The sequence below is a fragment of the Streptomyces sp. NH27 genome, from assembly GCF_056859195.1.
This window is the reverse complement of record NZ_JACEGK010000050.1, coordinates 1-22,554: the sequence shown is the minus strand read 5'-3', so window position 1 is coordinate 22,554 and position 22,554 is coordinate 1. Positions and strand designations below refer to the sequence as shown.

Here is a 22,554-nt window from a genome sequence, read left to right as displayed (position 1 = left end):
CCGGCGCGGACGACATGGGAATGGTCGCGGGCGCGGCCGGTGCGCTGCTGCTCGGCGGCGCCCTGCTCTACCGCCGTGGGCGGGCCGCGCGGCGCTGACCGCACAGCGCTGACCGCCGGCTGCCGTACGGCAGCGGACCCGCGGGCCCCGGTCATCCGGCCCCGCGGGTATCCACCCACCACGGAAGGCGCCACGCCTGCTCCGGCCACGCCTGCTCCGGCCGTGGCGGCGACCGTCCGCCACCCTTCACCCGCCCGCCGACGTCGCTCACTGAGAACGGACGCGGCCGATCAGGCGGTGTTCGCACCGCCCCGGCGGCAGTCACGCGCCGCGTATCGCGCTGCGTATCGCGGCGCGCATCTCACCATGTGGCCCGCATCTGGCGGATGATCCGGCGGCGCAACCGCACTCTTCGGCTGCCGTCCGGGTACAGCCGCACCCGGTCCAGCTCCCAGTGCCTGTACTCGGCTTCGTCGGTCAGCAGACGTGCCGCGTCCTTGCGCGAGGTGCCGCGCGGCACGTACATCTCTCTGAATTCGTATTCCGGCATCGCAATCTATTGTGCGGGCAACGCCCCTGTGCGGATAGCGTCTGCTCCATGTCTGATGACGTGCAGCCCACCGTCGCCGAGGTCCGTGCCGCGGTAGAAGCGCTCAAAGCCGCGCTCGACCGCCACCTCGACGCGATCGAGAACCGTGCCGGGGACGACGACCCGTCCGTCTACACGGCGTTCGAAGCTCTGGCCTCGGCCGCCGAGTCGTACGACGAGCTGCTGTACGACAGGTACGACGAGGTGACCCCGTTCGAGGTGCCCGCGGGCGACGGGGCGCCGGAGTACCTCGGCCCCGAGGACCCGGCGGCGATCAGCGTCCTGATCCGCCGCGACTACGCGGTGGTCGAGCCGGAGCGGCTGTTCGCGCAGGCCCGCAGGGCCGCGGAGGGCGACGCGGAGGCCGGTGAGTCGGTCAACGCGGCGGTCGCGGCGGTCTTCGGCGAGTACGAACCCGACGAGATCGCCCAGCGGCACAAGGAGTTCGGCCTGGAGGAGGGCGACTCGACGTTGTGGGTGTGCGCCGCCGAGCCGACCGAGCCGGGGGAGTGGCTGGAGGCGCCCTTCGACCAGGCCGACCCCCAGCTCGCGCTGTGCCGCTTCGACATGAGCCTGGTCTTCGAGGACGAGTCGGACGCGCTCGACCCGGAGTGAGCCCGGCAGCGGGGGCCGTCAAGGCCCCCGCCGCGTCCGGTGCGCCCGCGTCGGGGCGCGCCCGTGCCCGTGCTCGGCCGCGCCGCCGCGCCTACTCCGCCGCCAACTCCCGCAGCACCGACGCCAGCCGGGTCGTACGCTCCTTCGCCACCGGCCCGGCCACCGCGGCGGCCAGCGCCTGGTCCGCGCCCTGTACGACCGACAGGTGCCGCTCACCGCGGCCGAAGGCGGTGTAGACCCAGCCGCGGGTGAGCAGCGGGCCCGCGTCGCCGGGCACCACCACGACCGCCGCGGGCCAGCGGAGGCCCGCCGCCTGGTGGCCGGTGACGGCCCACCCGTGCCGTACGGTCGCCGCGACCTCGGCGCGCGGCACCAGTACGGGACCGTCCTCGCCGGCGAGCCGCAGTCCGTCCGGCTCGGCGCCGACCACGGTCGCCGGATGCGTACGACCAGGGGCCGGCACGTGGACGACCCGGTCGCCCGTGTCGAAGCCGCCGAACCGGCCCGGGCCCGGGTTCAGCCGCTCCTTGAGCGCCGCGTTGAGCGCGCGGGTGCCGACCGGGCCGCCGTGCGCGAGCGTGATCACCTGGGTCTGCTCCGGCGGCACCCCGAACGCGCGCGGTACCGAGTCCGCGACGAGCTGCACCGCGCGGTGCACCGCCTCGCCCGGAGCGCGCACCGGGACCACCACGACCTCCTTGTCCGGCGCGTCGACCGGGGTGAGTTCGCCGATGGCCACGCAGGAGGTCAGCTCGCCGATCGGCCCCGGGTCGGGGGTGCGCGAGGTGACCCGGGGGCATGCCTTCGCGGCCAGCAGGTCGGCGAACGCGCGGCCGGGCCCGGCCGACCACAGCGCGTGCGGGTCGCCGCTGAGCACCAACCGGGCGCCGTCCGGGACCGCCTCGACGAGCGTGGCGGCCTCCTCGACGGACAGTTGGGGCGCGTCCAGTACCGCGAGCAGGTCGAGCGGGAGGCTGCCGTCGGCGGCCCGGCCGCCCGCCAGCAGGCCCGCGACGGTCAGCGCGCCGTCCTCGCCGATCCCGGCGACCCCGGCCAGCCGCCGCCTGCCGTTCTCGGTGTACGCGGCCGCGTACGCCCGCAGGCCCGCCGCACGGGCGGCGGCGACCAGCGCGGCCGGCTCGGCGCGGGCCGCCTCGCCGCCGGTGTGCAGCACCAGCCCGCTGCCGGCGGCCGCGCGGATCAGCTCGGCGGCGGACGGCGACGGGGCGGTGGCCGTGGCCGCCGCCCAGTCGAGCGCGCCGCCGCCGCCCGCGGCGTCTCCCGAACCGCCCTCAGCGTCCCCTGAACCGCCCTCTGAGCTGCCCGCGGCCGCCGTGCCGCCCGGGGTGCCCTCGAAGGAGCGCAGCAGCCGCACGCAGCCGTCCGCGAGGCTCTCCTCGGCCAGGGCGTACCGGTCCAGGCCGAACAGCAGTGACACGGGCGCCGGTTCGGCGTCCTCCTCGTCCTCCGGCACCGCGTCCGCGCCTTCGGGCTCCGCGCGGAAGACCAGCACCCGGCCCTCCTCGACGGCGGCGGCGAGCGCGGCGTCCGGGTCCGGCACGGAGTGCCGCGCCAGCGCCGTCCGCAGCGTGTCCCCGTCGAGGGCGGTGTGGCCCTGCTCGGCGGCCCGGTCCAGCACATGGCCCACCAGCGCCCGCACCCGTCGCTCGTCGCCCGGACCGACCACCCCGCCCAGCACCGCCCGCGCGAACGCGTCCACCTGCTCCACCCCGACACGCACGCCGGGCAGGCCGAGCACCCCCCACGGGTCCTCCCGCACCAGCTCGGCCGCGCCCTCGCCCAGCGCCCGCACGACCGGCTCGGCCAGTTCGCCGGGCGCCCCGCCGCCCGCGAGCACCTGCCGCGCCGCGTCCACGGCGGCCGCGTCCAGGGGCGCCCGGGCGGCGCCCGCGGCCGCCGGTCCGGGACGTTCCGTGCGCGCCGGGCGCACGCTCGCCGGCGCCCCGCCCCCCCGCCGCCCGTCGCCCGAACTCGCCTGCCCGGCGGGCTCGTCGCCGGGTGCCGTGGCCGCGTCGCCGGGTGAACCGGCCGCAGCGGTGGGCAGGTCGGCGTCGCGAGCGGGGGGACCGCTGTCGGACGCCGGCGAGTCGGACGCCGGCGCCGGGTCCCCGGTCACGTCCGGCTCGGCCTGCCGCGCTTCGTCGGCGGCACCGTCGGCGTCGCCAGCCGCATCCGCCGCATCCGCCGGCTCGGCCGGACCGTCGCCGGATCCGCCCTCGGCCGCCGCCTCGCCCTGTTCCGCGGTCGCGGCCGGCGCGCCCCCGCCCGCCGCCTCGGCCGCTTCCAGGGCCTGGAGCCGGGCCGCCTCCTCCGCCATCGCCTCGCGGCGCTTGCGGCGGGCCTCGGCCGCGTCGCCGAGCGGTGCGGGCGCCGCCGGGTTGTCGCCGCGCTCGATGGACCGTATCGCCGCCGCCAGGCTCGCCAGATCCGGCTTCCCGGCCGGGCCGGGGCGCGCGGCGGGCACGGCGCCGCCGTCCCCGAGAGCCGCAGGAGCCGCAGGAGCCACGGGGGCGGCAGGCGCGGCGCTCTGCGCGGCAGGAGCGGTGGAGTCGTCGGGCGGGGTGGGGGTGGTCACGCTGGAAGCCTCCGTGGAGCGGAACGGCCGCGACTCGCAGGACTCAGAGAGTGGTCCAGTCGTGGTCCGGATAGCGGTGCAACGGCACCGAGACGTCGTCAAGGGCCGAGCAGATCTCTTCCGGCAGCGTAAGGCCCTCCACCGACAGAGCGGCGCCGAGTTGCGCGGCGTTGCGCGCGCCGAGGATGGGCGCGGTGACGCCGGGCCGGTCCCGTACCCAGGCGAGCGCGACGTGCAGCGGCGACACGGCCAGGCCGTCGGCCGCTATGGCCAGCGCGTCCACGATCAGCCGGGCGGTGTCGTCGAGGTACGGCGCCACGAACGCGGCCATGGCGGCGGAAGCGCCGCGCGAGTCCGCGGGGGTGCCGTGCCGGTACTTCCCGGTGAGCACGCCGCGCCCGAGCGGCGACGACGGAAGCAGCCCCACGCCGAGGTCGACGGCCGCCGGCAGCACCTCGCGCTCGATGCCGCGCTGGAGCAGCGAGTACTCCATCTGCGTGCTGGCCAGCGGGGTGCGCCCGGGCGCGGCGAGTTGCCAGGACGCGGCCTTGGCGAGCTGCCAGCCGCAGAAGTTGGAGACGCCCACATAGCGGGCCCGACCGCTGCTGACCGCGATGTCGAGGGCCTGGAGGGTCTCCTCCATCGGCGTACCGGGGTCGTACGCGTGCACTTGCCACAGGTCGACGTGGTCCGTGCCGAGCCGCTGGAGCGAGGCGTCGAGCGCGGCGAGCAGGTGCCCGCGGGAGGTGTCGAAGCGCCGGTCGGGGTCGGGCACGCTGCCCGCCTTCGTGGCGATCACCAGGTCGGAGCGCGGCACCAGGTCCTCGATCAGCCGCCCGAGCAGGTACTCCGCGCCTCCGTCCGCGTACACGTCCGCGGTGTCGACCAGCGAGCCGCCCGCCTCCCAGAAGGACTTGAGCTGGTCGGCGGCGTCGCGTTCGCCGGTGTCGCGCCCCCAGGTGAGCGTGCCGAGTCCGAGCCGGGACACGCGCAGGCCGGTGCGGCCGAGATGCCTGTGCTCCATGACCGCTGAGGCTAGCGCCCGGCCCTCCAAATGGGGAGCAGTGACGTACCCGACAGGCGCGTTCGCCGGGACGAGGCGCTAAAGTCCGGGGGGACAACGACGTTACTCGCCAGTACGTACTAAGGGGAGCGGTATGCGGCTCGGGATCAACCTCGGCTACTGGGGCGCAGGCATGGACGCGGACAACCTCGCCGTCGCCCAGGAGGCCGACCGCCTCGGCTACTCCGTCTGCTGGGCCGCCGAGGCGTACGGCTCCGACGCGCCGAGCGTGCTGGCGTGGGTGGCCGCGCAGACCGAGCGGATCGACGTCGGCTCGGCGATCCTCCAGATCCCGGCCCGCACCCCGGCGATGACCGCGATGACCGCCGCCACCCTGGACTCCCTGACCGGCGGCCGGTTCCGGCTGGGCCTGGGCGTGTCCGGGCCGCAGGTCTCCGAGGGCTGGTACGGCGTCAAGTTCGACAAGCCGCTGGCCCGCACCCGCGAGTACGTCGAGATCGTCCGCAAGGCGATGTCCCGCGAGCGGCTGTCGTACGAGGGCGAGCACTGGACGCTGCCGCTGCCCGGCGGCCCCGGCAAGGCGCTGCGGCTGACCGTGCACCCGCAGCGCGAGCACGTCCCGCTGTACATCGCGGCGATCGGCCCGAAGAACCTGGCGCAGACCGGCGAGATCGCCGACGGCGCGCTGCTGATCTTCCCGTCCGCCGCGCACCTGGAGGACACCGCGATCCGCCCGCTGCGGGCCGGCCGGGAGAAGGCCGGGCTGACGATGGACGGGTTCGACGTGTGCCCGACGCTGCCGCTGGCGCTCGGCACTCTCGCGGACCTCCCGAAACTCGCCGACACCTTCCGGCCGTACACCGCGCTGTACGTCGGCGGGATGGGCAGCCGCAAGCAGAACTTCTACAACCAGCTCGCGCAGCGCATGGGATACGAGCAGCAGGCCGCGGACATCCAGGAGAAGTACCTGGCCGGGGAGAAGGACGCCGCCGCGGCGGCGGTGCCGCCCGAACTCATCGACTCCACCTGTCTGTTGGGGCCGGTGGAGCGGATCGCGGACCGCATGAAGGAGTACGCCGCCGCGGGCGTCACCACGCTCTCACTGGCGCCTTCCGGGTTCACCCTGGAGGAGCGGGTCGCCGGGCTGCGCGCGGGGGTTGAAGCTCTTTCCCTGGCGGGACTGGGATAACGGACGAGGCACCCCGGGCGGTCCCGCTACCGCTACCCCGCCGGAACGAGGCGGGCCAGGAGGCGGCCGAAGTCGATGAGGCGGGCTATCTGCCCGGGCCCGCCGTCATCGAGCGACTTGCTGAAGCGGAAGGACTCGGGCCGGAGCTTCGCGGACGTGATCGGCAGCGGGGACTCCGGATCGGCCTGCACCGAAGTGAGTTCGTGGGGCATCGCGGTGGCGAGGACGAGGTAGACCCCGCGGTCGATGCGGCGCCCCCGTTCGTCGCGCCCGACGAGCGTCCGCATGCCGACATGGCCGATCGAGTCCAGCGGGAGCACCTGCACCGAGGAGTCCAGCACGGTCCCGCCGGGCGCGTTCGCGTCGGCCAACTCCTCGCTGTGCCACAGGATCAGCCGCCGCCCGTCGCAGACCGCCGCCTCCTGCCACACCGACGCGCCGGCCTCGGTCAGGTCCACCACGCGCTCCAGCGTGAAGCCCCGCACCCGGCGCCGGCCGAGCACCCCCGCGATCGCGTCCATCGCGATGTCCGGGTGCAGGAAGTACGCCCCCGCGGCGTCCGGCAGCCGGGCGTAAGGAGACCAGTCCGCTCCCGCGGTACCCACGCCCGGCTCCGTCATCGGGCGGCTCCTCGTCGCCTTGCTGAACATCTCCACCTGCTTCGCGGTCCCGACACATCGGGCCGTCTCGACTCGACCCCTGCTGAACCCTACCCACGGGGAGTGACAGGCCGGGACCTGACCGCGAGGACAGACACATCGTAAAAGCCCGCCGAACGCACGGCTCTCGCCCGGCATGCAAAGCGGAGACAACGGGCCGTCAGGTACGAGCAAAACGCCGGCACTGGTGAGCAATCGCGCTCGGAAAGCGGGACCCGGCCGACGAGGCCGCGCTCGCGGCGCCACCCGCGCCGCGCCCGCCGAACATCCCCGGCCCGGCCCGCGCAGCCGGCCGACCCGATCCGCGGCCGTGGTGGGGGCTCGGGGGGATCTTCCCCGCCACGGCCGTCACCCAGCACAACGCGCGTCCCCGGAAGGGGTTACGGTGGCGGGCATGCCCACCGTGATCCTCGTCCGGCACGGCCGTTCGACCGCCAACACCGACGGAGTGCTGGCCGGCTGGAGCCCCGGCGTCGCCCTCGACGACACCGGCCGCGCCCAGGCCACCGCGCTCGCCGCCCGGCTCGCCGCACTCCCGCTGGCCGCCGTGGTGAGCAGCCCGCTGCAGCGCTGCCAGGAGACGGTCGGCCCGCTGCTCGCCACCCGGCCCGAACTGCCGCTGCACACCGACGACCGGGTCGGCGAGTGCCACTACGGCGACTGGACCGGCCGCAAGATCCGCGAACTGGCCGAGGAACCGCTGTGGGCCACCGTCCAGCGGCACCCCTCCGCCGCCGTGTTCCCCGGCGCCGAGGGCGAGTCGCTGCGCGCGATGCAGGCCCGCGCGGTCGACGCCGTACGCGACTGGAACGAGCGGATCGAGGCCGAGCACGGCGCGGACGCGCTGTACCTGGTCTGCTCGCACGGCGACGTCATCAAGGCACTGGTCGCCGACGCCCTCGGCATGCACCTCGACCTCTTCCAGCGGGTCAACGCCGACCCCTGCTCGGTCACCGTCGTCCGCTACACCCCGCACCGCCCGTTCCTGCTGCGGCTCGGCGACACCGGGGACCTCACCGCGCTGATCCCCCCGCCGCCGGCCGAGGGCGCCGCGGACGCCGCGGACACCGGTGGTTCGGCCGACGCCGCCCGCTCGAAGGGTCCGTTCGACCCGGCAGACGCCGTCGTCGGCGGTTCGACCGGCACCTCGTGATCAGCTTCCGCAGTAGGGTGGATGCCCGGCGGCCCGTGCCCTGAACACCGCCCGCGCGCGGCGCGGCACAGCCGTCACAGCAGCCGAGCAGCAGTCAAGCACCAGCACAGTCGATCAAGCCGAGCAAACGGAGCAGGACGTGCCCCGTCAGGTCTTCTTCTACGAACACCCGGAACGGTTCGTCGCCGGGACCGTCGGTCAGCCGGGCCAGCGGACGTTCTTCCTCCAGGCCACCGCGCTGGGCCGGACCACGAGCGTGGCCCTGGAGAAGACGCAGGTGGCCGCGCTCGCCGAGCGGGTCGACGAGCTCCTCGACGAGGTGGTGCGCAGGACCGGCGGGAACGCCCCGGTCCCCGCCGTCGCGCCGACCGAGATGCTCGACGCCGCCCCGCTGGAGGTGCCGGTCGAGGAGGAGTTCCGGGTCGGCACCATGGCGCTGGCGTGGGACGGCGCCCACGAGCGGATGGTCATCGAGGCGCAGGCCCTGGTCGAGTTGGTCGGTGAGGACGAGGAGGACCTGGAGGCCGCCGAGGAGGAACTGCTCCAGGACGACGAGAACGGTCCGCCGCTGCTGCGGGTGCTGCTGACCGGCGCCCAGGCCCGTTCCTTCGCCAAGCGCGCACTCGACGTGGTCTCCGCCGGCCGCCCGCCCTGCCCGCTGTGCAGCCTCCCCCTGGACCCGGAAGGACACGTATGCCCGCGCCAGAACGGGTACCGGAGGTCGGCCTGAGCACGGACACGGACACGCAGGCCGACACGGGCACCGGGGCCGATCCGCGCGACATCGAGGCCCTGCGCGATGGCGAACTGGCCGTACGCGGCCAGATCCGCGACGCGTCCAACGCCGTGCTGCTCTGCGAGAGCACGCACCAGGGCCGCACGGTCGCCTGCGTCTACAAGCCGGTCCGCGGCGAGCGGCCGTTGTGGGACTTCCCCGACGGCACCCTCGCCCAGCGCGAGGTCGCCACGTACCTGGTCTCCGAGGCCACCGGCTGGGGCCTGATCCCGCCCACCGTGCTGCGCGACGGGCCGTACGGCGAGGGCATGGTGCAGCTCTGGATCGAGTCCGCGGCCGGTGGCGAGGACGGCGACGGTGAGGGCGGCGACGGCCAGGACGGGCCGGGCGCGCTGCTCGCGTTGACCGAGGAGACCGAGCCGGCACCGGGCTGGAAGGCCGTCGTCGAGGCCCAACTCGAAGGCGGCGGCACCGCGCTGCTCGTGCACGCCGACGACATACGCCTGCGGCGGCTCGCCGTACTCGACGCCGTCGTGAACAACGCCGACCGCAAGGGCGGCCACCTCCTGCCCGCCGCCGACGGGCGGCTGTACGGCATCGACCACGGCGTGACCTTCCACACGGACGACAAGTTGCGGACCCTGCTGTGGGGATGGGCGGGCGAGCCCCTCCCGGCCGAGGCCGTCGCGGTCCTCACCAAGCTCGCCACCGACCTCTCCGGCGCCCTCGGCGCCCAACTGGGCGCCCTGCTCACCCCCGCGGAGACGGCCGCACTGCGTTCCCGCGTCGACCGGCTGCTCGAAACCGGCGTTCACCCGGCCCCCTCCGGCGACTGGCCCGCCATCCCCTGGCCGCCGGTCTGAGAGCGCCTCACCAGCGGGTACGCGCCCCTGCCCGGTGCGGCCGTGCGCAAGGGCACCCATCCCGCAGGAAGTGGTTGCCCACCGGCCCGGTTACCCTCGTATCATGCATGCCTGGCCAGCTTCCGACGTCCCCGCCCTCCCGGGCACCGGACGCCCTCTTCGTCTGCACGACACGTCGACCGGTGGACTCGTCCCCATCGAGCCCGGTCCGGTCGCCCGCCTCTACGTCTGCGGGATCACCCCGTACGACGCCACCCACATGGGGCACGCGGCGACCTACAACGCGTTCGACCTCGTGCAGCGGGTGTGGCTCGACACGAAGCACCAGGTCGAGTACGTGCAGAACGTCACGGACGTGGACGACCCGCTGCTGGAACGCGCGGCGGCCACCGGCGACGACTGGACCGCGCTCGCCGAACGCGAGACCGCGCTGTTCCGCGAGGACATGACCGCGCTGCGGCTGCTGCCCCCGGCCCACTACATCGGCGCCGTCGAGGCCATACCCGGCATCGTGCCGCTGATCGAGCGGCTGCGGGAGACGGGCGCCGCGTACGACGTGGACGGCGACGTGTACTTCTCGGTCGAGTGCGACCCGCACTTCGGCGCGGTGTCCGGGCTGGACGCGGACGTGATGCGGCTGCTCGCCGCCGAGCGCGGCGGCGACCCGGAGCGACCGGGCAAGAAGAACCCGCTCGACCCGATGCTGTGGCGTGCCGAGCGGGACGGCGAGCCGAGCTGGGACGGCGCGTCCCTCGGACCCGGGCGGCCCGGCTGGCACATCGAGTGCGTCGCGATCGCCCTGGACCACCTCGGGATGGGCTTCGACGTCCAGGGCGGCGGTTCCGATCTCGCCTTCCCGCACCACGAGATGGGCGCGTCGCACGCGCAGGTGCTCACCGGGGAGTACCCGTACGCCAAGGCGTACGTCCACGCCGGGATGGTGGCCCTCGACGGCGAGAAGATGTCCAAGTCCAAGGGCAACCTCGTCTTCGTCTCCACGCTGCGCCGTGCCGGCGTCGACCCGGCCGCGATGCGGCTGGCGCTCCTCGCGCACCACTACCGGGCCGACTGGGAGTGGACCGACGACATCCTCGCCGACGCCGTCGCCCGCCTCGGCCGCTGGCGCGACGCCGTCTCCCGCCCCGACGGGCCGTCCGCCGACGCGCTGCTCGACGAGGTACGCGCGGCTCTCGCGGACGACCTCGATGCGCCGCGTGCGCTTGCCGCCGTCGACGCGTGGGCCTTGCAGGCGGCTGACGGGGGAACGGACACGGGCGCGCCCGGGCTGGTCTCCCGCACCGTCGACGCGCTCCTGGGCGTAGCCCTGTAGGGAGGGCCCCTCTCCCCGGTGGGTGGGTGCCCTACGGGCGCGGGGAGAGGGTGCACCGTCCCGGTGGGGGGCGCCGAATGAGGTCCCCCCAGCGGGACTACTCCTCGCCGTCTTCCCCGGAGTTGTCCCCGGAGTCGTCCTCGTCCGAGGGGTCCGGGGCCTCGCGGGGGGACGGCTTCGCGGAGTCCGGGTCGTCGCCGCGGGGGCGGAAGTTGGGCACCCCGTCGGTGCCCTCGCTGGTCGCGTAGTCCCCGGGGTCCCGCCGCCGCAGGTACCGCTCGAACTCCTTCGCGATGGCCTCGCCGGAGGCTTCCGGCAACTCCGCGGTGTCGCGCGCCTCCTCCAGCGTCTGGACGTACTCCGCGACCTCGCTGTCCTCCGCGGCGAGCTGGTCCACGCCGACCTGCCAGGCGCGGGCGTCCTCGGGGAGCTCGCCCTGGGGGATGCGCAGGTCGAGCAGGTCCTCCAGGCGGTTGAGGAGGGCCAGCGTGGCCTTGGGGTTGGGCGGCTGGGAGACGTAGTGCGGCACGGCGGCCCACAGGCTCACCGCGGGGATACCGGCGTGCGTGCACGCCTCCTGGAGGATGCCGACGATGCCGGTGGGGCCCTCGTAGCGGGACTCCTCCAGGTTCATGGCGGCGGCCAGTTCGGCGTCGGAGGTGACAGCGGAGACCGGGACCGGCCGGGTGTGCGGGGTGTCGCCGAGCAGCGCGCCGAGGATGACGACCATCTCGACGCCGAGTTCGTGGGCGAAGCCCAGGATCTCGTTGCAGAACGAGCGCCACCGCATGCTGGGCTCGATGCCGCGCACCAGCACCAGGTCGCGCGGCTTGGGCGACTGGATGCGGACCACGGACAGCCGGGTGGTCGGCCAGGTGATCTTCCGGGCGCCGCCGTCCATCCAGACCGTGGGCCGGTTGACCTGGAAGTCGTAGTAGTCCTCGGCGTCGAGCGCCGCGAAGACATCGCCCTTGAACTCCCGGTCGAGGTGGTCGACCGCGGTGGAGGCTGCGTCCCCGGCGTCGTTCCAGCCCTCGAACGCGGCCACCATGACCGGATCGATCAGCTCGGGAACACCCTCCAGCTCGATCACCCAGCTCCTCCTTCCGGCCGGCGGAGGCGGCTGTGCCGTCCCCGTACCGGCTGCTGTTGCGGCATCCTGCGACGTCCTCGGACGTCTCTCGGCGCTTCCCGGTGTTTCTCGCCGTTTCCCGCCGCGTCCGGGCGTTCGTCGGCGTACTTCTGCGTGCGGGAACCAGCCTACGGCGTAACGGAGGGTGCGCCGCAGCCCGAGCCGCGGCCGGTGCTCCTCACGGCGTTCCCCAGCCACTGCGGTACGCCGCCCAGTCGGCCGGGTCGGCGGCGAAGTCGACATACAACGCCAGCCCGAAGGCGCGCCGGTCGTGGTCGGTACGGGCGAGCGACACGCGGGCGCCGCGCACCGCGGCCGGGACGGTCTCGGCGTAGCCGTGGTGGCCCGTGTTCTCGGTGTGGTAACCGGGCAGCCCGATCAGGAGGTTGGTGGTCGCTGGGGTGACCTGGAGTGCGAGGGAGGTCTGTTGCGCGACGTAGCCGCCGAACAGGGACGAGGCGGGCAGTGCGGTGTCGTAGGCCATCACCGCGATCTGGTCGACCCGCCTGGCGACCTGCCCGAAGTACCGCTGGGACCACCACTTCGGGTGGCTGAACGGCAGGTGGGCGACGGCGTGCAGGCCGGGCAGCGGGTCGATCTGGGGCACCGCGGCGGACAGCGGCACGCCCCGGCCGGCGGTGAGCGCGTGCACGGTGTCGAGGGTGCGCAGGTAGCCGTCGTCACCGGACGGCACCGGCTCCAGGTCGAGATGGACGCCCTCGAAGCCGGCGTCGAGCACCTGCCGCGCCGAGTCGCGGATACGGTCGCGGACCGCGCCGTCGGCCAGGTGCAGCCCAGGCGTGCCGCCGTGGGCGACGGTGTCGCCGAGCCACGCCTGGACGCGGACGCCGGGCAGTTCGCGGTGCACGCCGGCGAGGAAGGCGGCCGCGGTGGGGTACAGGCCCGGGTCGAGGCTCCCGTCGGCGGAGAGCGGACCGGTGTGGACGTACAGGTCGCGGATGCCGCTGCCCCGTACCCGGTCGCGCAGCAGGGCGAGTTCGGCCGGGGTGCGGGTGCCGTCCACCCAGGCGTGGCCGAGCCAGACCGCGTCCTGGCCGCGGGTGCGGCCGGCGGCGGCCGGGTCGCCGGCGTACTGCGCCCGCAGCGCGCCGGCCACGCCGAGCATCGCCAGCACCGTCAGCACGGTGCCGGTGATCACCGCACGTCGGAGCCATCGCAACGCCGTGCGCCGGTTCGTCGTGCGTCTCACCAGCCACGACGCCCGTGGGCGCCACCCTTGAGACATCCGATCTGTAATCCACAAAGTTCGGGCTCCCCCCTGGACGAACACCGTCCATCCCGGCTATACATCGGATCATCGAAAAAAGATCCGATGTCTCGCGACGGGAGTGTGCATGAGTCCGACCATCACCGAGGTCGACGTGTACGACATCCGCTTTCCGACCTCGGAGCAGCTCGACGGCTCGGACGCCATGAACCCCGACCCCGACTACTCCGCCGCCTACGTGATCCTCCGCACCGACGCGCCCGAGGACCTGGCGGGATACGGCCTGTGCTTCACGATCGGCCGCGGAAACGATGTCGTCGCCGCCGCGATCGGGACACTGCGACCCTATGTGGTCGGCCGCACGGTGGACAGTGTCACCGGCGATCTCGGCGCCTTCTACCGGCTGCTCACCCACGACTCGCAACTGCGCTGGCTCGGCCCGGAAAAGGGTGTGATGCACATGGCGGCCGGCGCGGTCGTCAACGCCGCCTGGGACCTGGCCGCCCGTCAGGCAGGTTGCCCGGTATGGGAGTTGCTGGCCGGGATGACCCCGGAGCAACTCGTCGACCTGGTCGACTTCCGCTACCTCAGCGACGCGCTGACCAGAGACGAGGCGCTGGAGATCCTCCGCCGCGCCGAACCCGGCCGCGCCGAGCGGGCCGAACAACTGCGCCGCAGCGGCTACCCCGCCTACACCACGGAGCCCGGCTGGCTCGGCTACAGCGACGAGAAGCTGACCCGGCTGTCGAAGGAGGCGGTCGCGGCCGGCTTCACCCAGATCAAGCTGAAGGTCGGCGCCGACCTCGACGACGACCTGCGGCGGATGCGGCTGGCCCGGGAGGCGGTCGGCCCCGACATCCGGATCGCGGTCGACGCCAACCAGCGCTGGGACGTGGCCGAGGCCGTCGACTGGATGCGGGCGCTCGCGCCGTTCGACCCGTACTGGATCGAGGAGCCCACCAGCCCCGACGACGTGCTCGCGCACGCCGCCGTCCGGGCCGGCCAGCCGGTCCGGGTCGCCACCGGCGAACACGTCGCCAACCGCGTGGTGTTCAAGCAACTCCTGCAGGCCGGCGCGGTGGACTTCGTGCAGATCGACGCGGCCCGGGTGGCCGGCGTCAACGAGAACGTGGCGATCCTGCTGCTCGCCGCCAAGTTCGGCGTGCCGGTCTGCCCGCACGCGGGCGGCGTCGGGTTGTGCGAACTCGTCCAGCACCTTTCGATGTTCGACTACGTGGCCGTCTCGGGCACCTGGGAGGACCGGATCATCGAGTACGTCCCCCACCTGCACGAGCACTTCACCGACCCTGTGGTGATGGAGAACGGCCGGTACCAGGCGCCCGCCGCCCCCGGCTTCTCCGCCCGTATGGTCCCCGAGACCCTCACCGACTACCGCTACCCGGACGGCCCGGTCTGGGTGGCCCGACAGGAGCTGGCCCGATGACCGACACCACCGTATCCGCCCCCGCCCTCCACCCGCAGGACCTCGCCGGGCTGACCGCCCTGGTCACCGGCGGCGCCTCCGGTATCGGCGCGGCCACCGCCCGGCTGCTGACCGCCCGCGGCGCGCGGGTCGCCGTCCTGGACCGCGACCCCTCCGGCGCACCCGAGGGCACCGTCCCGGTACGGGCCGACGTCACCTCCGACCAGGCGGTCCGGGCGGCGGTCGCCGAGGCGGTGGGCGAGCTGGGCAGCCTGCACATCCTCGTCGGCAACGCCGGGATCGGCGCCATCGGCACCGTCGAGGACAACGCCGACGACGAGTGGCAGCGGGTCATGGACATCAACGTCCTCGGCCTGGTGCGGGCCGCGCGCGCCGCGCTGCCGCACCTGCGCAAGGCCGCCGCGGTCCGGCCCGGCAGCGCCTCGATCACCCACACCTGCTCCATCGCCGCCACCGCGGGCCTGCCCCAACGGGCCCTGTACAGCGCCAGCAAGGGCGCCGTACTCTCGCTCACCCTGGCGATGGCCGCCGACCACGTACGCGAGGGCGTACGCGTCAACTGCGTCAACCCCGGGACCGCCGACACCCCGTGGGTCGGCCGGCTGCTCGACCAGGCCGACGACCCGGCCGCCGAGCGGGCGGCGCTCAACGCCCGGCAGCCGCTGGGCCGGCTGGTCAGCGCCGACGAGGTCGCCGCCGCGATCGTCTACCTGGCGAGCCCGGCGGCGGCGAGCGTCACCGGAGCCTCCATCGCCGTGGACGGCGGCATGCAGGGGCTGCGGCTGCGTCCGGCAGCGGACTAGCAGCGGACTGGCACCACCTCTCTCCACCCGCTCCACCCTTCACAGAGCCGACATCACCCACACCCGGAAGGGCAGGACTCGACGATGAGACTGCGCACGACGACCGTGGCCGCCTGCGCCGCACTGCTCGCGGTCACCGCGCTCGCGGGCTGCAACCGAGGCAGCGACAGCAAGGCCGGAGGCAACTCGGGCAAGGTGGGCATCGACCTGCCGCGCTCCGACAGCGATTTCTGGAACTCGTACAACAGCTACATCGAGAAGGACATCAAGGCCGGCGCCGTCTCCGCGCTGCCGCGCACCAACTCGCAGAACGACATCGGCAAGCTCGTCGCCAACGTGCAGAGCTTCGCCAACCAGGGCGCCAAGGCGGTCGTGATGGCCCCGCAGGACACCGGTGCCATCGCCTCCACCCTCGACCAGATGGCGAAGAAGAAGATACCCGTGATCAGCGTGGACACCCGCCCGGACAAGGGGCCGGTGTACATGGTGGTCCGCGCCGACAACAAGGCGTACGGCACGAACGCCTGCAAGTACCTGGGCGCGCAGCTCAAGGGCAAGGGCAAGGTCGCCGAGTTCGAGGGCGACCTGTCCTCCATCAACGGCCGGGACCGCTCGGTGGCGTTCGCCTCCTGCATGAAGACCAACTTCCCCGGCATCAAGGTGATCCCGCTCGTCACCAACTGGGACGGCGCCACCGCGTCGGCCAAGCTCCAGACCACGCTGGCCTCCAACCCGGACCTCAACGGCCTCTACATGCAGGCCGGTGGCGTCTTCCTGCAGCCCACCCTCGCCCTGCTGAAGCAGAAGGGCCTGCTCAAGCCGGCCGGCACCGCGGGCCACATCACCATCATCTCCAACGACGGCATCCCGGAGGAGTTCAAGGCGATCAAGGCCGGCGAGATCGACGCGACGATCTCCCAGCCCGCCGACACCTACGCCAAGTACGCGCTGTACTACGCGAAGGCGGCCATCGAGGGCAAGACCTTCAAGCCCGGCCCGACCGACCACGGCTCGAACATCATCAAGATCCCGAACGGCCTGGAGGACCAGCTGCCGGCGCCGCTGGTGACGAAGACCAACGTGGACGACCCCAGCCTGTGGGCCAACCAGCTCGGGAAGAGCTGACCCATGGCCGAGGCCGTACCGCCCTCCGCGGTCCACGCGGAGGGCATCGTCAAACGGTTCGGGGCCACGGTGGCCCTCGACCAGGTGGGCATCACCGTCGCGGCCGGCGACTCGCACGCGCTCGTCGGCCGCAACGGCGCAGGGAAGTCCACCCTCGTGTCCGTGCTGACCGGGTTGCAGAACCCGGACGCCGGCCAGGTCCGGTTCCAGGGCGCGCCGGCGCCCGCGCCCGGCGACACCGCCGGCTGGCAGTCGAAGGTCGCGTGCGTCTACCAGAAGTCCATGGTGGTCCCGGACCTGACCGTCGCGGAGAACCTGTTCCTCAACCGCTTCGGCGGCGGGCGGATCAGGTGGTCCGGGCTGCGCACCCGGGCCCGCGACCTGCTCGGCGAGTACGGCGTGGACGTCGACCCCAACGCGCGGGCCGGCGATCTCACCGTGGAACAGGGCCAGTTCGTGGAGATCGCCCGGGCGCTGTCCTTCGGCGCCCGCTTCATCATCCTCGACGAGCCCACCGCGCAGCTCGACGCGGCCGGCATCGACCGGCTCTTCACCAAGCTGCGCGAACTCCAGCAGCAGGGCGTGGCGTTCCTCTTCATCTCGCACCACCTGCAAGAGGTCTACGACCTGTGCACCACCGTCACGGTCTACCGCGACGCGCGGCACGTGCTGACCGCGCCGGTCGCGGAACTCGGCAAGGACGCGCTGGTGGAGGCGATGACCGGGGAGGCGCCCGGCGGCGCCGCGGCCTGGCACGCGAAGCCGGCCGCGGCCAAGGGCACGTCCAAGGGCGGGTCCGAGGCGAAGGGCAACGACGGCGCCGTACTGCGGGCCGACGGCCTGGCACTGGCGGACGCCTTCGAGCCGGTCGACTTCGCGGTGCGCCCGGGCGAGGTGCTCGGCCTGGCCGGGGCCACCGCGAGCGGCAACACCGCGCTCGGCGAGACCCTGGTCGGGCTGCGCAAGGCCACCGCCGGCCGCACCCTGGTCGGCGGCAACCCGGTCAAGCCCGGCAGCGTCCCGCACGCGCTGGGCGCCGGCATCGGCTACGTACCGGAGGACCGGCACCGCCAGGGCCTGGTGCTGAACCGCAGTGTCGCGGAGAACGCCACGCTGTCGGTCACCGACCAACTCGGCCCGTACGGCATGGTGTTGCCGGGCCGGACCAGGGCGTTCGCGCAACGCATGATCAACTCGCTGGACATCAAGACCTCGGGGCCGGCCCAGCCGGTCTCCGACCTGTCCGGCGGCAACCAGCAGAAGGTCGTCATCGCCCGTGCGACGGCCCGCGAGCCGCGGGTGCTGGTGGCGATCCGGCCCACCGCCGGCGTGGACGTGAAGTCCAAGGACGCGCTGCTGGGCGTGGTGCGCGGGGTCGCCGACCGCGGCAACGCCGCCGTCATCGTCTCCGACGAACTGGACGACCTGCGGGTCTGCGACCGGGTGATCGCGCTCTTCCACGGGCGGGTGATCGCCGAGTTCGGCAGCGGATGGAGTGACCGGGACCTGGTCTCGGCGATGGAAGGGCTGCCCGCGGGCGGCGACGAGGGGACCGAGGAATGAGTGACACCAGCCAGTTGACCGCGGAAGCCGCCGCCCCGGATCAGCCGAAACGGGCCGTGGCACGGCTCAGGTTCGCCAACTACCGTGACCTGTCCCTGATCCCGGTGATCTTCATCGTGGGCGTGGTCGGCTTCATCGTCTCGCCCACCTTCCTGACCTCCGACAACCTGATCGGCGTCCTTCAGCAGTGCAGCGAGCTGAGCCTGCTGGTGCTCGGCGAGGCGATGATCCTGATCATCGGCCGGATGGACCTGTCGCTGGAATCCACCATCGGGGTGGCCCCGGTGATCGCCATGTGGCTGGTGATGCCCAGCACCGGCTCGGCGACCTACCACGGCATCGGGCTGCTGCCCGGTTGGACCTCGATCCCGATCTGCCTGCTGGTCGGCGTCATCGTCGGCGGGTTCAACGGCTTCATGATCCTCAAACTGAGAGTCAACGGCTTCATCGCCACCCTCGGCATGCTCACCATGCTGCGCGGGCTGCAAGTCGGCATCTCCCAGGGCAAGTCCATCGTCGAGGTGCCCAAGTCCTTCTCCTACCTCGGCGGCGCGTCCTGGTTCGGCGCCCCCGCGGCGATCTGGATCTGCCTGGTGCTGTTCGTGGTCGGCGGCCTCACCCTCGGCTACCTGCGGCACGGCCGCGCGCTGTACGCGATCGGCGGCAACAAGGAGGCGGCCCGCGCGGCCGGCATCCGCGTCGACCTGGTCACCTGGTCGGTGCTGGCCGTCGCCTCGCTGCTGGCCGCCTTCGCCGGCATCCTCTACGTCGGCCACTACGGCGCGATCTCCTCCACCCAGGGCCAGAACTGGATCTTCCAGGTCTTCGCGGCCACCGTGATCGGCGGGATCAGCCTCAACGGCGGCCGGGGCACCCTCTTCGGCGCCCTCACCGGTGTGGTCGCCCTCCAACTCGTGGTGAACGTGATGACGCTCGGCGGGGTGCCGCCGCTGTGGAACCAGTTCCTCTACGGTGCGATCATCATCGTCGCCCTGATCATCTCCCGGTTCGCGAGCGGGGAACAGGAGGACTAGGGAAGCAGGACGCCCGGCCGGCAGCCGTCAACTGCCGGCCGTCAGGGCACTGGCCGTCAACTTCCTTCCGCCGGCGGGGAGAAGGCCGCCCCGAGCGGGCCCCGCACCGTACCGACGTACACGCTAAGGAGAGACCCACCCCATGCCCGTACCGGCACTGCCCCGGCTCGGCCTCGGCTGCGCCCCGCTGGCCAACCTCTACACCGCGATCACCGACGAGCAGGCCGAGGCCACGGTCTCAGCCGCGTTCGACACCTTCGGCGGGGACGTGACGTACCTCGACACGGCGCCGCACTACGGCATGGGCCGCTCCGAGGAGCGACTCGGCCGCGCGCTGGCCGGGCGGGACCGGGGTTCGTATCTGCTGTCGACCAAGGTCGGCCGGCGGCTGCGCGACCTCGGCCCCGGCGAGTCCCCGGACGAGCAGGGCTACGTCGACAGCCCCGCCAGGGCCCGGGTCTGGGACTTCACCGCGGACGGCATCAACGCCACCCTGGAGGGCTCGCTGAAGCGCCTCGGCGTGGACAGCGTGGACATCGTCTACCTGCACGACGTCGAGGACCACCTGCGCGAGGTCTACGACAGCGGCTTCCCGGCGCTGGCCGCCCTGCGCGACCAGGGCGTGGTCAAGGCGATCGGCTTCGGCATGAACTACAGCGGGGTGATGGCCGGCCTCGTCGCCGACCTCGACGTCGACGTGGTGCTGTGCGCGGGCCGCTGGACGCTGCTGGAGCGCACCGCGTACGACGACCTGCTGCCGGTCTGCGAGCGGCGTGGCACCCAGGTGGTGGTCGGCGGCGTCTACAACTCCGGTCTGCTGGCCGACCCCAGGCCCGGCGCCCACTACAACTACGAGGCCGCGCCCGCCGATCTGATCGAGCGGGCCCAGCACATCCAGCGGGTCTGCGCGCAGTTCGGGGTGCCGCTGCGGGCAGCCGCGCTGCGATACCCCTTCGCGCACCCCTCGGTGGCCTGCGCGGTGATCGGCGCGGCCAACGCGGCCGAGACCCGCGACAACGCGGCGCTGTTCGACCACGAGATCCCCGACGACCTGTGGCACGCGCTCGTCGAGCAGGGACTGCTCGACGCGGACGTACCGCTGCCACTGACGAGAAAGTGAGCCGGCCGATGCGGATCGACGCGCACCACCACCTGTGGGACCTCGACCGCCGCCCGCAGCCCTGGCTGCGGGGCGACGCACTCGAACCCATCAACCGCACCTTCGCGCTGCCCGAGTTGGAGCCGCTGCTCGACGCGCACGACATCGCCGCGACCGTCGTCGTCCAGTCCAGCTCCTCGCTCGACGAGACCCGTGAGCTGCTCGCCATCGCCCGCGGTTCGCACGGCCGGATCGTCGGGGTGGTCGGCTGGGCCGACCTCACCGACCCCGACGGGCTGCCCGCGGTGCTCACCGAATTCGCCGCGGCCGGACCGCTGGTCGGCATCCGCCATCAGATCCAGGACGAGGCCGACCCGCAGTGGCTGGACCGGCCCGACGTCCGCGCCGGGCTGCGCGCCGTGGGCGCCGCCGGGCTCGCCTACGACCTGCTCGTCACCCCGCGCGAGTTGCCCGCGGCGCTCGCCGTGGTCGAGGAACTGCCCGAAGTGCGGTTCGTGCTGGACCACGCCGGCAAGCCGCCGATCGCGGCGGGGGAGTGGGAGCCGTGGGCCGAGCAGATCGCCGCGATCGCCGACCACCCCAACGCGGTGTGCAAGCTGTCCGGGCTGATCACCGAGGCGGACTGGGAGTCCTGGCGGCCCCTGGACATCCTGCCCTATGCCCGCCACGTGCTCGCGTCCTTCGGCTCCGACCGCGTTCTGTTCGGCTCCGACTGGCCCGTCTGCACTCTCGCCGGCCGCTACTCCGACGTCTTCGCCCTCGCGGAACAGGCCGTCGCCGGACTCACCCCGGACGAACGGGACGCGGTGCTCGGCGCCAACGCGATCCGTGCGTACGGGTTGGCCTGACCCCCCGGGGTGCCCCGTCCTCGCCGTACGGGACCTTGCGGACCGCAGTGGCTGGTCGCGCAGTTCCCCGCGGGTTCCTCCGCGAAAGGAGGGTCACCAACCAAGGGGCGCGGGGAACTGCGCGCGCAACCGTCCACCGGTGGGTGGTCCCTGAACCGACAGAACCACCCACCCCGGAGGGTCGGGGGCACCCCCTAAAGCGTGGAGCGGAGCCACTGTTCGACGCTGGCGACGTGGACCGTCGCCCAGGAGCGGGCCGCCTCCGCATCGCGATCGCGCAGCGCAGCGAGAATCGCCCGGTGCTCGTGCAGGGTGCGGCTGACCGCGTCCTCCTGGGTGAGCCCGCGCCAGACACGGGCGCGGGTGGTGGGACCGGAGAGCCCGTCGAGCAGCGAACAGAGCACGGAGTTGCCGGAGCCCTGGACGATGCCGCGGTGGAAGTCCAGGTCCGAGGCGACCAGTTGCTCCACGGACGGGGTGGGGCCGAGGGCGTCCAGCTTGCCCTCCAGCACGTCGAGGTCCTCCGGGGTGATCCGCACCGCCGCCATCGCGGTGGCCGCCGGTTCGAGGATGCGCCGCACCGCGAGGAACTCCAGCACCGTGTCGTCGCGGTGGAAGTCCACCACGAAGCTCAGCGCCTCCAGCAGCAGCTGGGGGTCGAGGCTGGTGACGTAGGTGCCGTCGCCCTGGCGCACGTCGAGGATGCGGATCAGTGACAGCGCGCGCACCGCCTCGCGCAACGAGTTGCGGGAGAGCCCCAGTTCGGCAGCGAGCTCGCTCTCCTTGGGCAACCGGTCTCCCGGCCGTAGCGTCCCCGAGACGATCATGTCCTTGATCTTCTCGATCGCCTCATCCGTGACCGCCATCCGGGCCCTCCCCAGTTCTACATCTCCCGGCACTACGCCGTGCCAGACCTCCGATGTATCTCCATTATGAGCCACGACCCCGCCCCCTCCTAACGGTCGCCGCAACCAGTTCCGCGGATCACCTGCCGGCGTAGTGCGTCGGCGGCTCTCCGGTGGCGGCGGTGAAGTCGCGGATGAAGTGCGACTGGTCGGCGTAGCCGAGCTCGGCGGCGAGCATCGGCCAGTCGACGCGGGTGCCCTCGTCCGCCCGCGCGGCGGCCTCGTGCAACCGGGCCCGGCGCAGCACCCACTTCGGCGACGCTCCGACGTATTCGGCGAACAGCCGTTGGAGCCGCCGCACCGGCAGACCCGACGCGCGGGCCACCGCGTCCACCCGCAGGACGCCGGGATCGGAGGTGAGGCGCTCGACGAGCGCACCTGCCTGCGCGACCCGCGGATCGGGCACCGCGGGCACGAATCCGAGCAGGAAGCGGTCCACCGCCGCCGACATCGCGTCCAGGTCCTCCATCGCCAGCACCTCCCGGCCCAGCGCCTCCGTTCCGGCCCCGAAGTACTCGGCGGCGGGCACCGAGCGGTCCACCAGCTCCGCCACCGGCCCCCGGGCGAACGGCCGGAAGGCCCCCGCCCGGAACCGCAC

At 73.3% G+C, this 22,554-nt stretch carries 21 protein-coding genes; 13 read left to right on the top strand and 8 right to left on the bottom strand.

The genetic code is table 11. The annotated features are described in order from the left end of the window. Positions 1-361 precede the first annotated feature (361 nt). Entirely contained in the window at positions 362-550 is a 189-nt protein-coding gene (locus tag AC13HU_RS06850; protein WP_103886458.1) for a DUF5703 family protein, read from the bottom strand. Positions 551-598: 48 nt separating this feature from the next. On the opposite strand from AC13HU_RS06850, the gene AC13HU_RS06845 reads away from it, so the two are divergent. Continuing rightward, a complete protein-coding gene (locus AC13HU_RS06845) occupies positions 599-1,204 on the top strand; it encodes a hypothetical protein (protein ID WP_483040844.1) in 606 nt (201 codons plus the stop codon). 91 nt (positions 1,205-1,295) lie between these two features. Here the strand turns inward: AC13HU_RS06845 and AC13HU_RS06840 are convergent, their stop codons facing one another. After that, positions 1,296-3,542 carry a helix-hairpin-helix domain-containing protein gene (locus tag AC13HU_RS06840; protein WP_483040845.1) on the bottom strand — a complete coding sequence of 749 codons (2,247 nt, stop codon included), beginning with the start codon at positions 3,540-3,542 and terminating at the stop codon, positions 1,296-1,298. Positions 3,543-3,843: 301 nt separating this feature from the next. After that, positions 3,844-4,824, bottom strand: a complete 981-nt coding sequence (locus AC13HU_RS06835) for an aldo/keto reductase (protein ID WP_483040843.1) — start codon at positions 4,822-4,824, stop codon at positions 3,844-3,846. A 133-nt stretch (positions 4,825-4,957) separates the two neighbouring features. Between AC13HU_RS06835 and AC13HU_RS06830 the strand changes: the two genes are divergently transcribed. Then, on the top strand, positions 4,958-6,013 hold the full coding sequence (locus AC13HU_RS06830; RefSeq protein ID WP_483040842.1) for an LLM class F420-dependent oxidoreductase: 1,056 nt from the start codon (positions 4,958-4,960) through the stop codon (positions 6,011-6,013). Positions 6,014-6,045: 32 nt separating this feature from the next. Here the strand turns inward: AC13HU_RS06830 and AC13HU_RS06825 are convergent, their stop codons facing one another. Continuing rightward, positions 6,046-6,633 (bottom strand): hypothetical protein, encoded by a 588-nt coding sequence (locus AC13HU_RS06825; RefSeq protein ID WP_483040841.1) that lies wholly within the window; start codon positions 6,631-6,633, stop codon positions 6,046-6,048. Positions 6,634-7,066: 433 nt separating this feature from the next. Between AC13HU_RS06825 and AC13HU_RS06820 the strand changes: the two genes are divergently transcribed. The 4 genes from AC13HU_RS06820 (at position 7,067) to mshC (ending at position 10,754) form a co-directional block, all read left to right on the top strand. Next, the gene (locus AC13HU_RS06820; RefSeq protein ID WP_483040840.1) at positions 7,067-7,825 is read left to right on the top strand and encodes a histidine phosphatase family protein; all 759 of its coding nucleotides are present in this window, start codon (positions 7,067-7,069) and stop codon (positions 7,823-7,825) included. A gap of 139 nt (positions 7,826-7,964) precedes the next feature. After that, a complete protein-coding gene (locus AC13HU_RS06815) occupies positions 7,965-8,555 on the top strand; it encodes a DUF3090 domain-containing protein (RefSeq protein ID WP_483040839.1) in 591 nt (196 codons plus the stop codon). Continuing rightward, complete coding sequence (locus tag AC13HU_RS06810) at positions 8,519-9,424, top strand: SCO1664 family protein (protein ID WP_483040838.1); 906 nt, start codon at positions 8,519-8,521, stop codon at positions 9,422-9,424. Before AC13HU_RS06815 ends, AC13HU_RS06810 begins: the two co-directional genes overlap by 37 nt. 103 nt (positions 9,425-9,527) lie before the next feature. Then, on the top strand, positions 9,528-10,754 hold the full coding sequence (gene mshC, locus AC13HU_RS06805) for a cysteine--1-D-myo-inosityl 2-amino-2-deoxy-alpha-D-glucopyranoside ligase (RefSeq protein WP_483040837.1): 1,227 nt from the start codon (positions 9,528-9,530) through the stop codon (positions 10,752-10,754). A 97-nt stretch (positions 10,755-10,851) separates the two neighbouring features. Here the strand turns inward: mshC and AC13HU_RS06800 are convergent, their stop codons facing one another. Both AC13HU_RS06800 and AC13HU_RS06795 read right to left on the bottom strand, forming a co-directional pair. Next, a complete protein-coding gene (locus AC13HU_RS06800; protein ID WP_483040836.1) occupies positions 10,852-11,847 on the bottom strand; it encodes a PAC2 family protein in 996 nt (331 codons plus the stop codon). 217 nt (positions 11,848-12,064) lie between these two features. Continuing rightward, positions 12,065-13,045 carry a glycoside hydrolase family 18 protein gene (locus AC13HU_RS06795; RefSeq protein ID WP_483040835.1) on the bottom strand — a complete coding sequence of 327 codons (981 nt, stop codon included), beginning with the start codon at positions 13,043-13,045 and terminating at the stop codon, positions 12,065-12,067. 196 nt (positions 13,046-13,241) lie between these two features. Between AC13HU_RS06795 and AC13HU_RS06790 the strand changes: the two genes are divergently transcribed. The 7 genes from AC13HU_RS06790 to AC13HU_RS06760 all read left to right on the top strand — a co-directional run bounded on the left by AC13HU_RS06790 (position 13,242) and on the right by AC13HU_RS06760 (position 21,051). Further along, the gene (locus AC13HU_RS06790) at positions 13,242-14,558 is read left to right on the top strand and encodes an L-fuconate dehydratase (RefSeq protein WP_483040834.1); all 1,317 of its coding nucleotides are present in this window, start codon (positions 13,242-13,244) and stop codon (positions 14,556-14,558) included. Then, complete coding sequence (locus AC13HU_RS06785; protein ID WP_483040833.1) at positions 14,555-15,361, top strand: SDR family NAD(P)-dependent oxidoreductase; 807 nt, start codon at positions 14,555-14,557, stop codon at positions 15,359-15,361. Before AC13HU_RS06790 ends, AC13HU_RS06785 begins: the two co-directional genes overlap by 4 nt. Positions 15,362-15,445: 84 nt before the next feature. Then, entirely contained in the window at positions 15,446-16,486 is a 1,041-nt protein-coding gene (locus AC13HU_RS06780; protein ID WP_483040832.1) for a sugar ABC transporter substrate-binding protein, read from the top strand. 3 nt (positions 16,487-16,489) lie between these two features. Further along, positions 16,490-18,049: a sugar ABC transporter ATP-binding protein gene (locus AC13HU_RS06775; RefSeq protein WP_483040831.1), complete on the top strand. Its 1,560-nt coding sequence runs from the start codon at positions 16,490-16,492 to the stop codon at positions 18,047-18,049. Beyond that, entirely contained in the window at positions 18,046-19,083 is a 1,038-nt protein-coding gene (locus AC13HU_RS06770; protein ID WP_483040830.1) for an ABC transporter permease, read from the top strand. The genes AC13HU_RS06775 and AC13HU_RS06770 overlap by 4 nt, the downstream gene beginning before the upstream one ends. A 142-nt stretch (positions 19,084-19,225) precedes the next feature. Then, positions 19,226-20,203, top strand: a complete 978-nt coding sequence (locus tag AC13HU_RS06765; protein WP_483040829.1) for an aldo/keto reductase — start codon at positions 19,226-19,228, stop codon at positions 20,201-20,203. An 8-nt stretch (positions 20,204-20,211) separates the two neighbouring features. Then, positions 20,212-21,051 carry an amidohydrolase family protein gene (locus AC13HU_RS06760; RefSeq protein WP_483040828.1) on the top strand — a complete coding sequence of 280 codons (840 nt, stop codon included), beginning with the start codon at positions 20,212-20,214 and terminating at the stop codon, positions 21,049-21,051. A 194-nt stretch (positions 21,052-21,245) separates the two neighbouring features. Here the strand turns inward: AC13HU_RS06760 and AC13HU_RS06755 are convergent, their stop codons facing one another. Beyond that, positions 21,246-21,917 carry a FadR/GntR family transcriptional regulator gene (locus AC13HU_RS06755; RefSeq protein ID WP_483040827.1) on the bottom strand — a complete coding sequence of 224 codons (672 nt, stop codon included), beginning with the start codon at positions 21,915-21,917 and terminating at the stop codon, positions 21,246-21,248. Positions 21,918-22,035: 118 nt separating this feature from the next. Next, positions 22,036-22,554, bottom strand: a 519-nt coding sequence (locus tag AC13HU_RS06750) for a helix-turn-helix domain-containing protein (RefSeq protein ID WP_483040826.1), incomplete at its 5' end; no start/stop codon positions are given.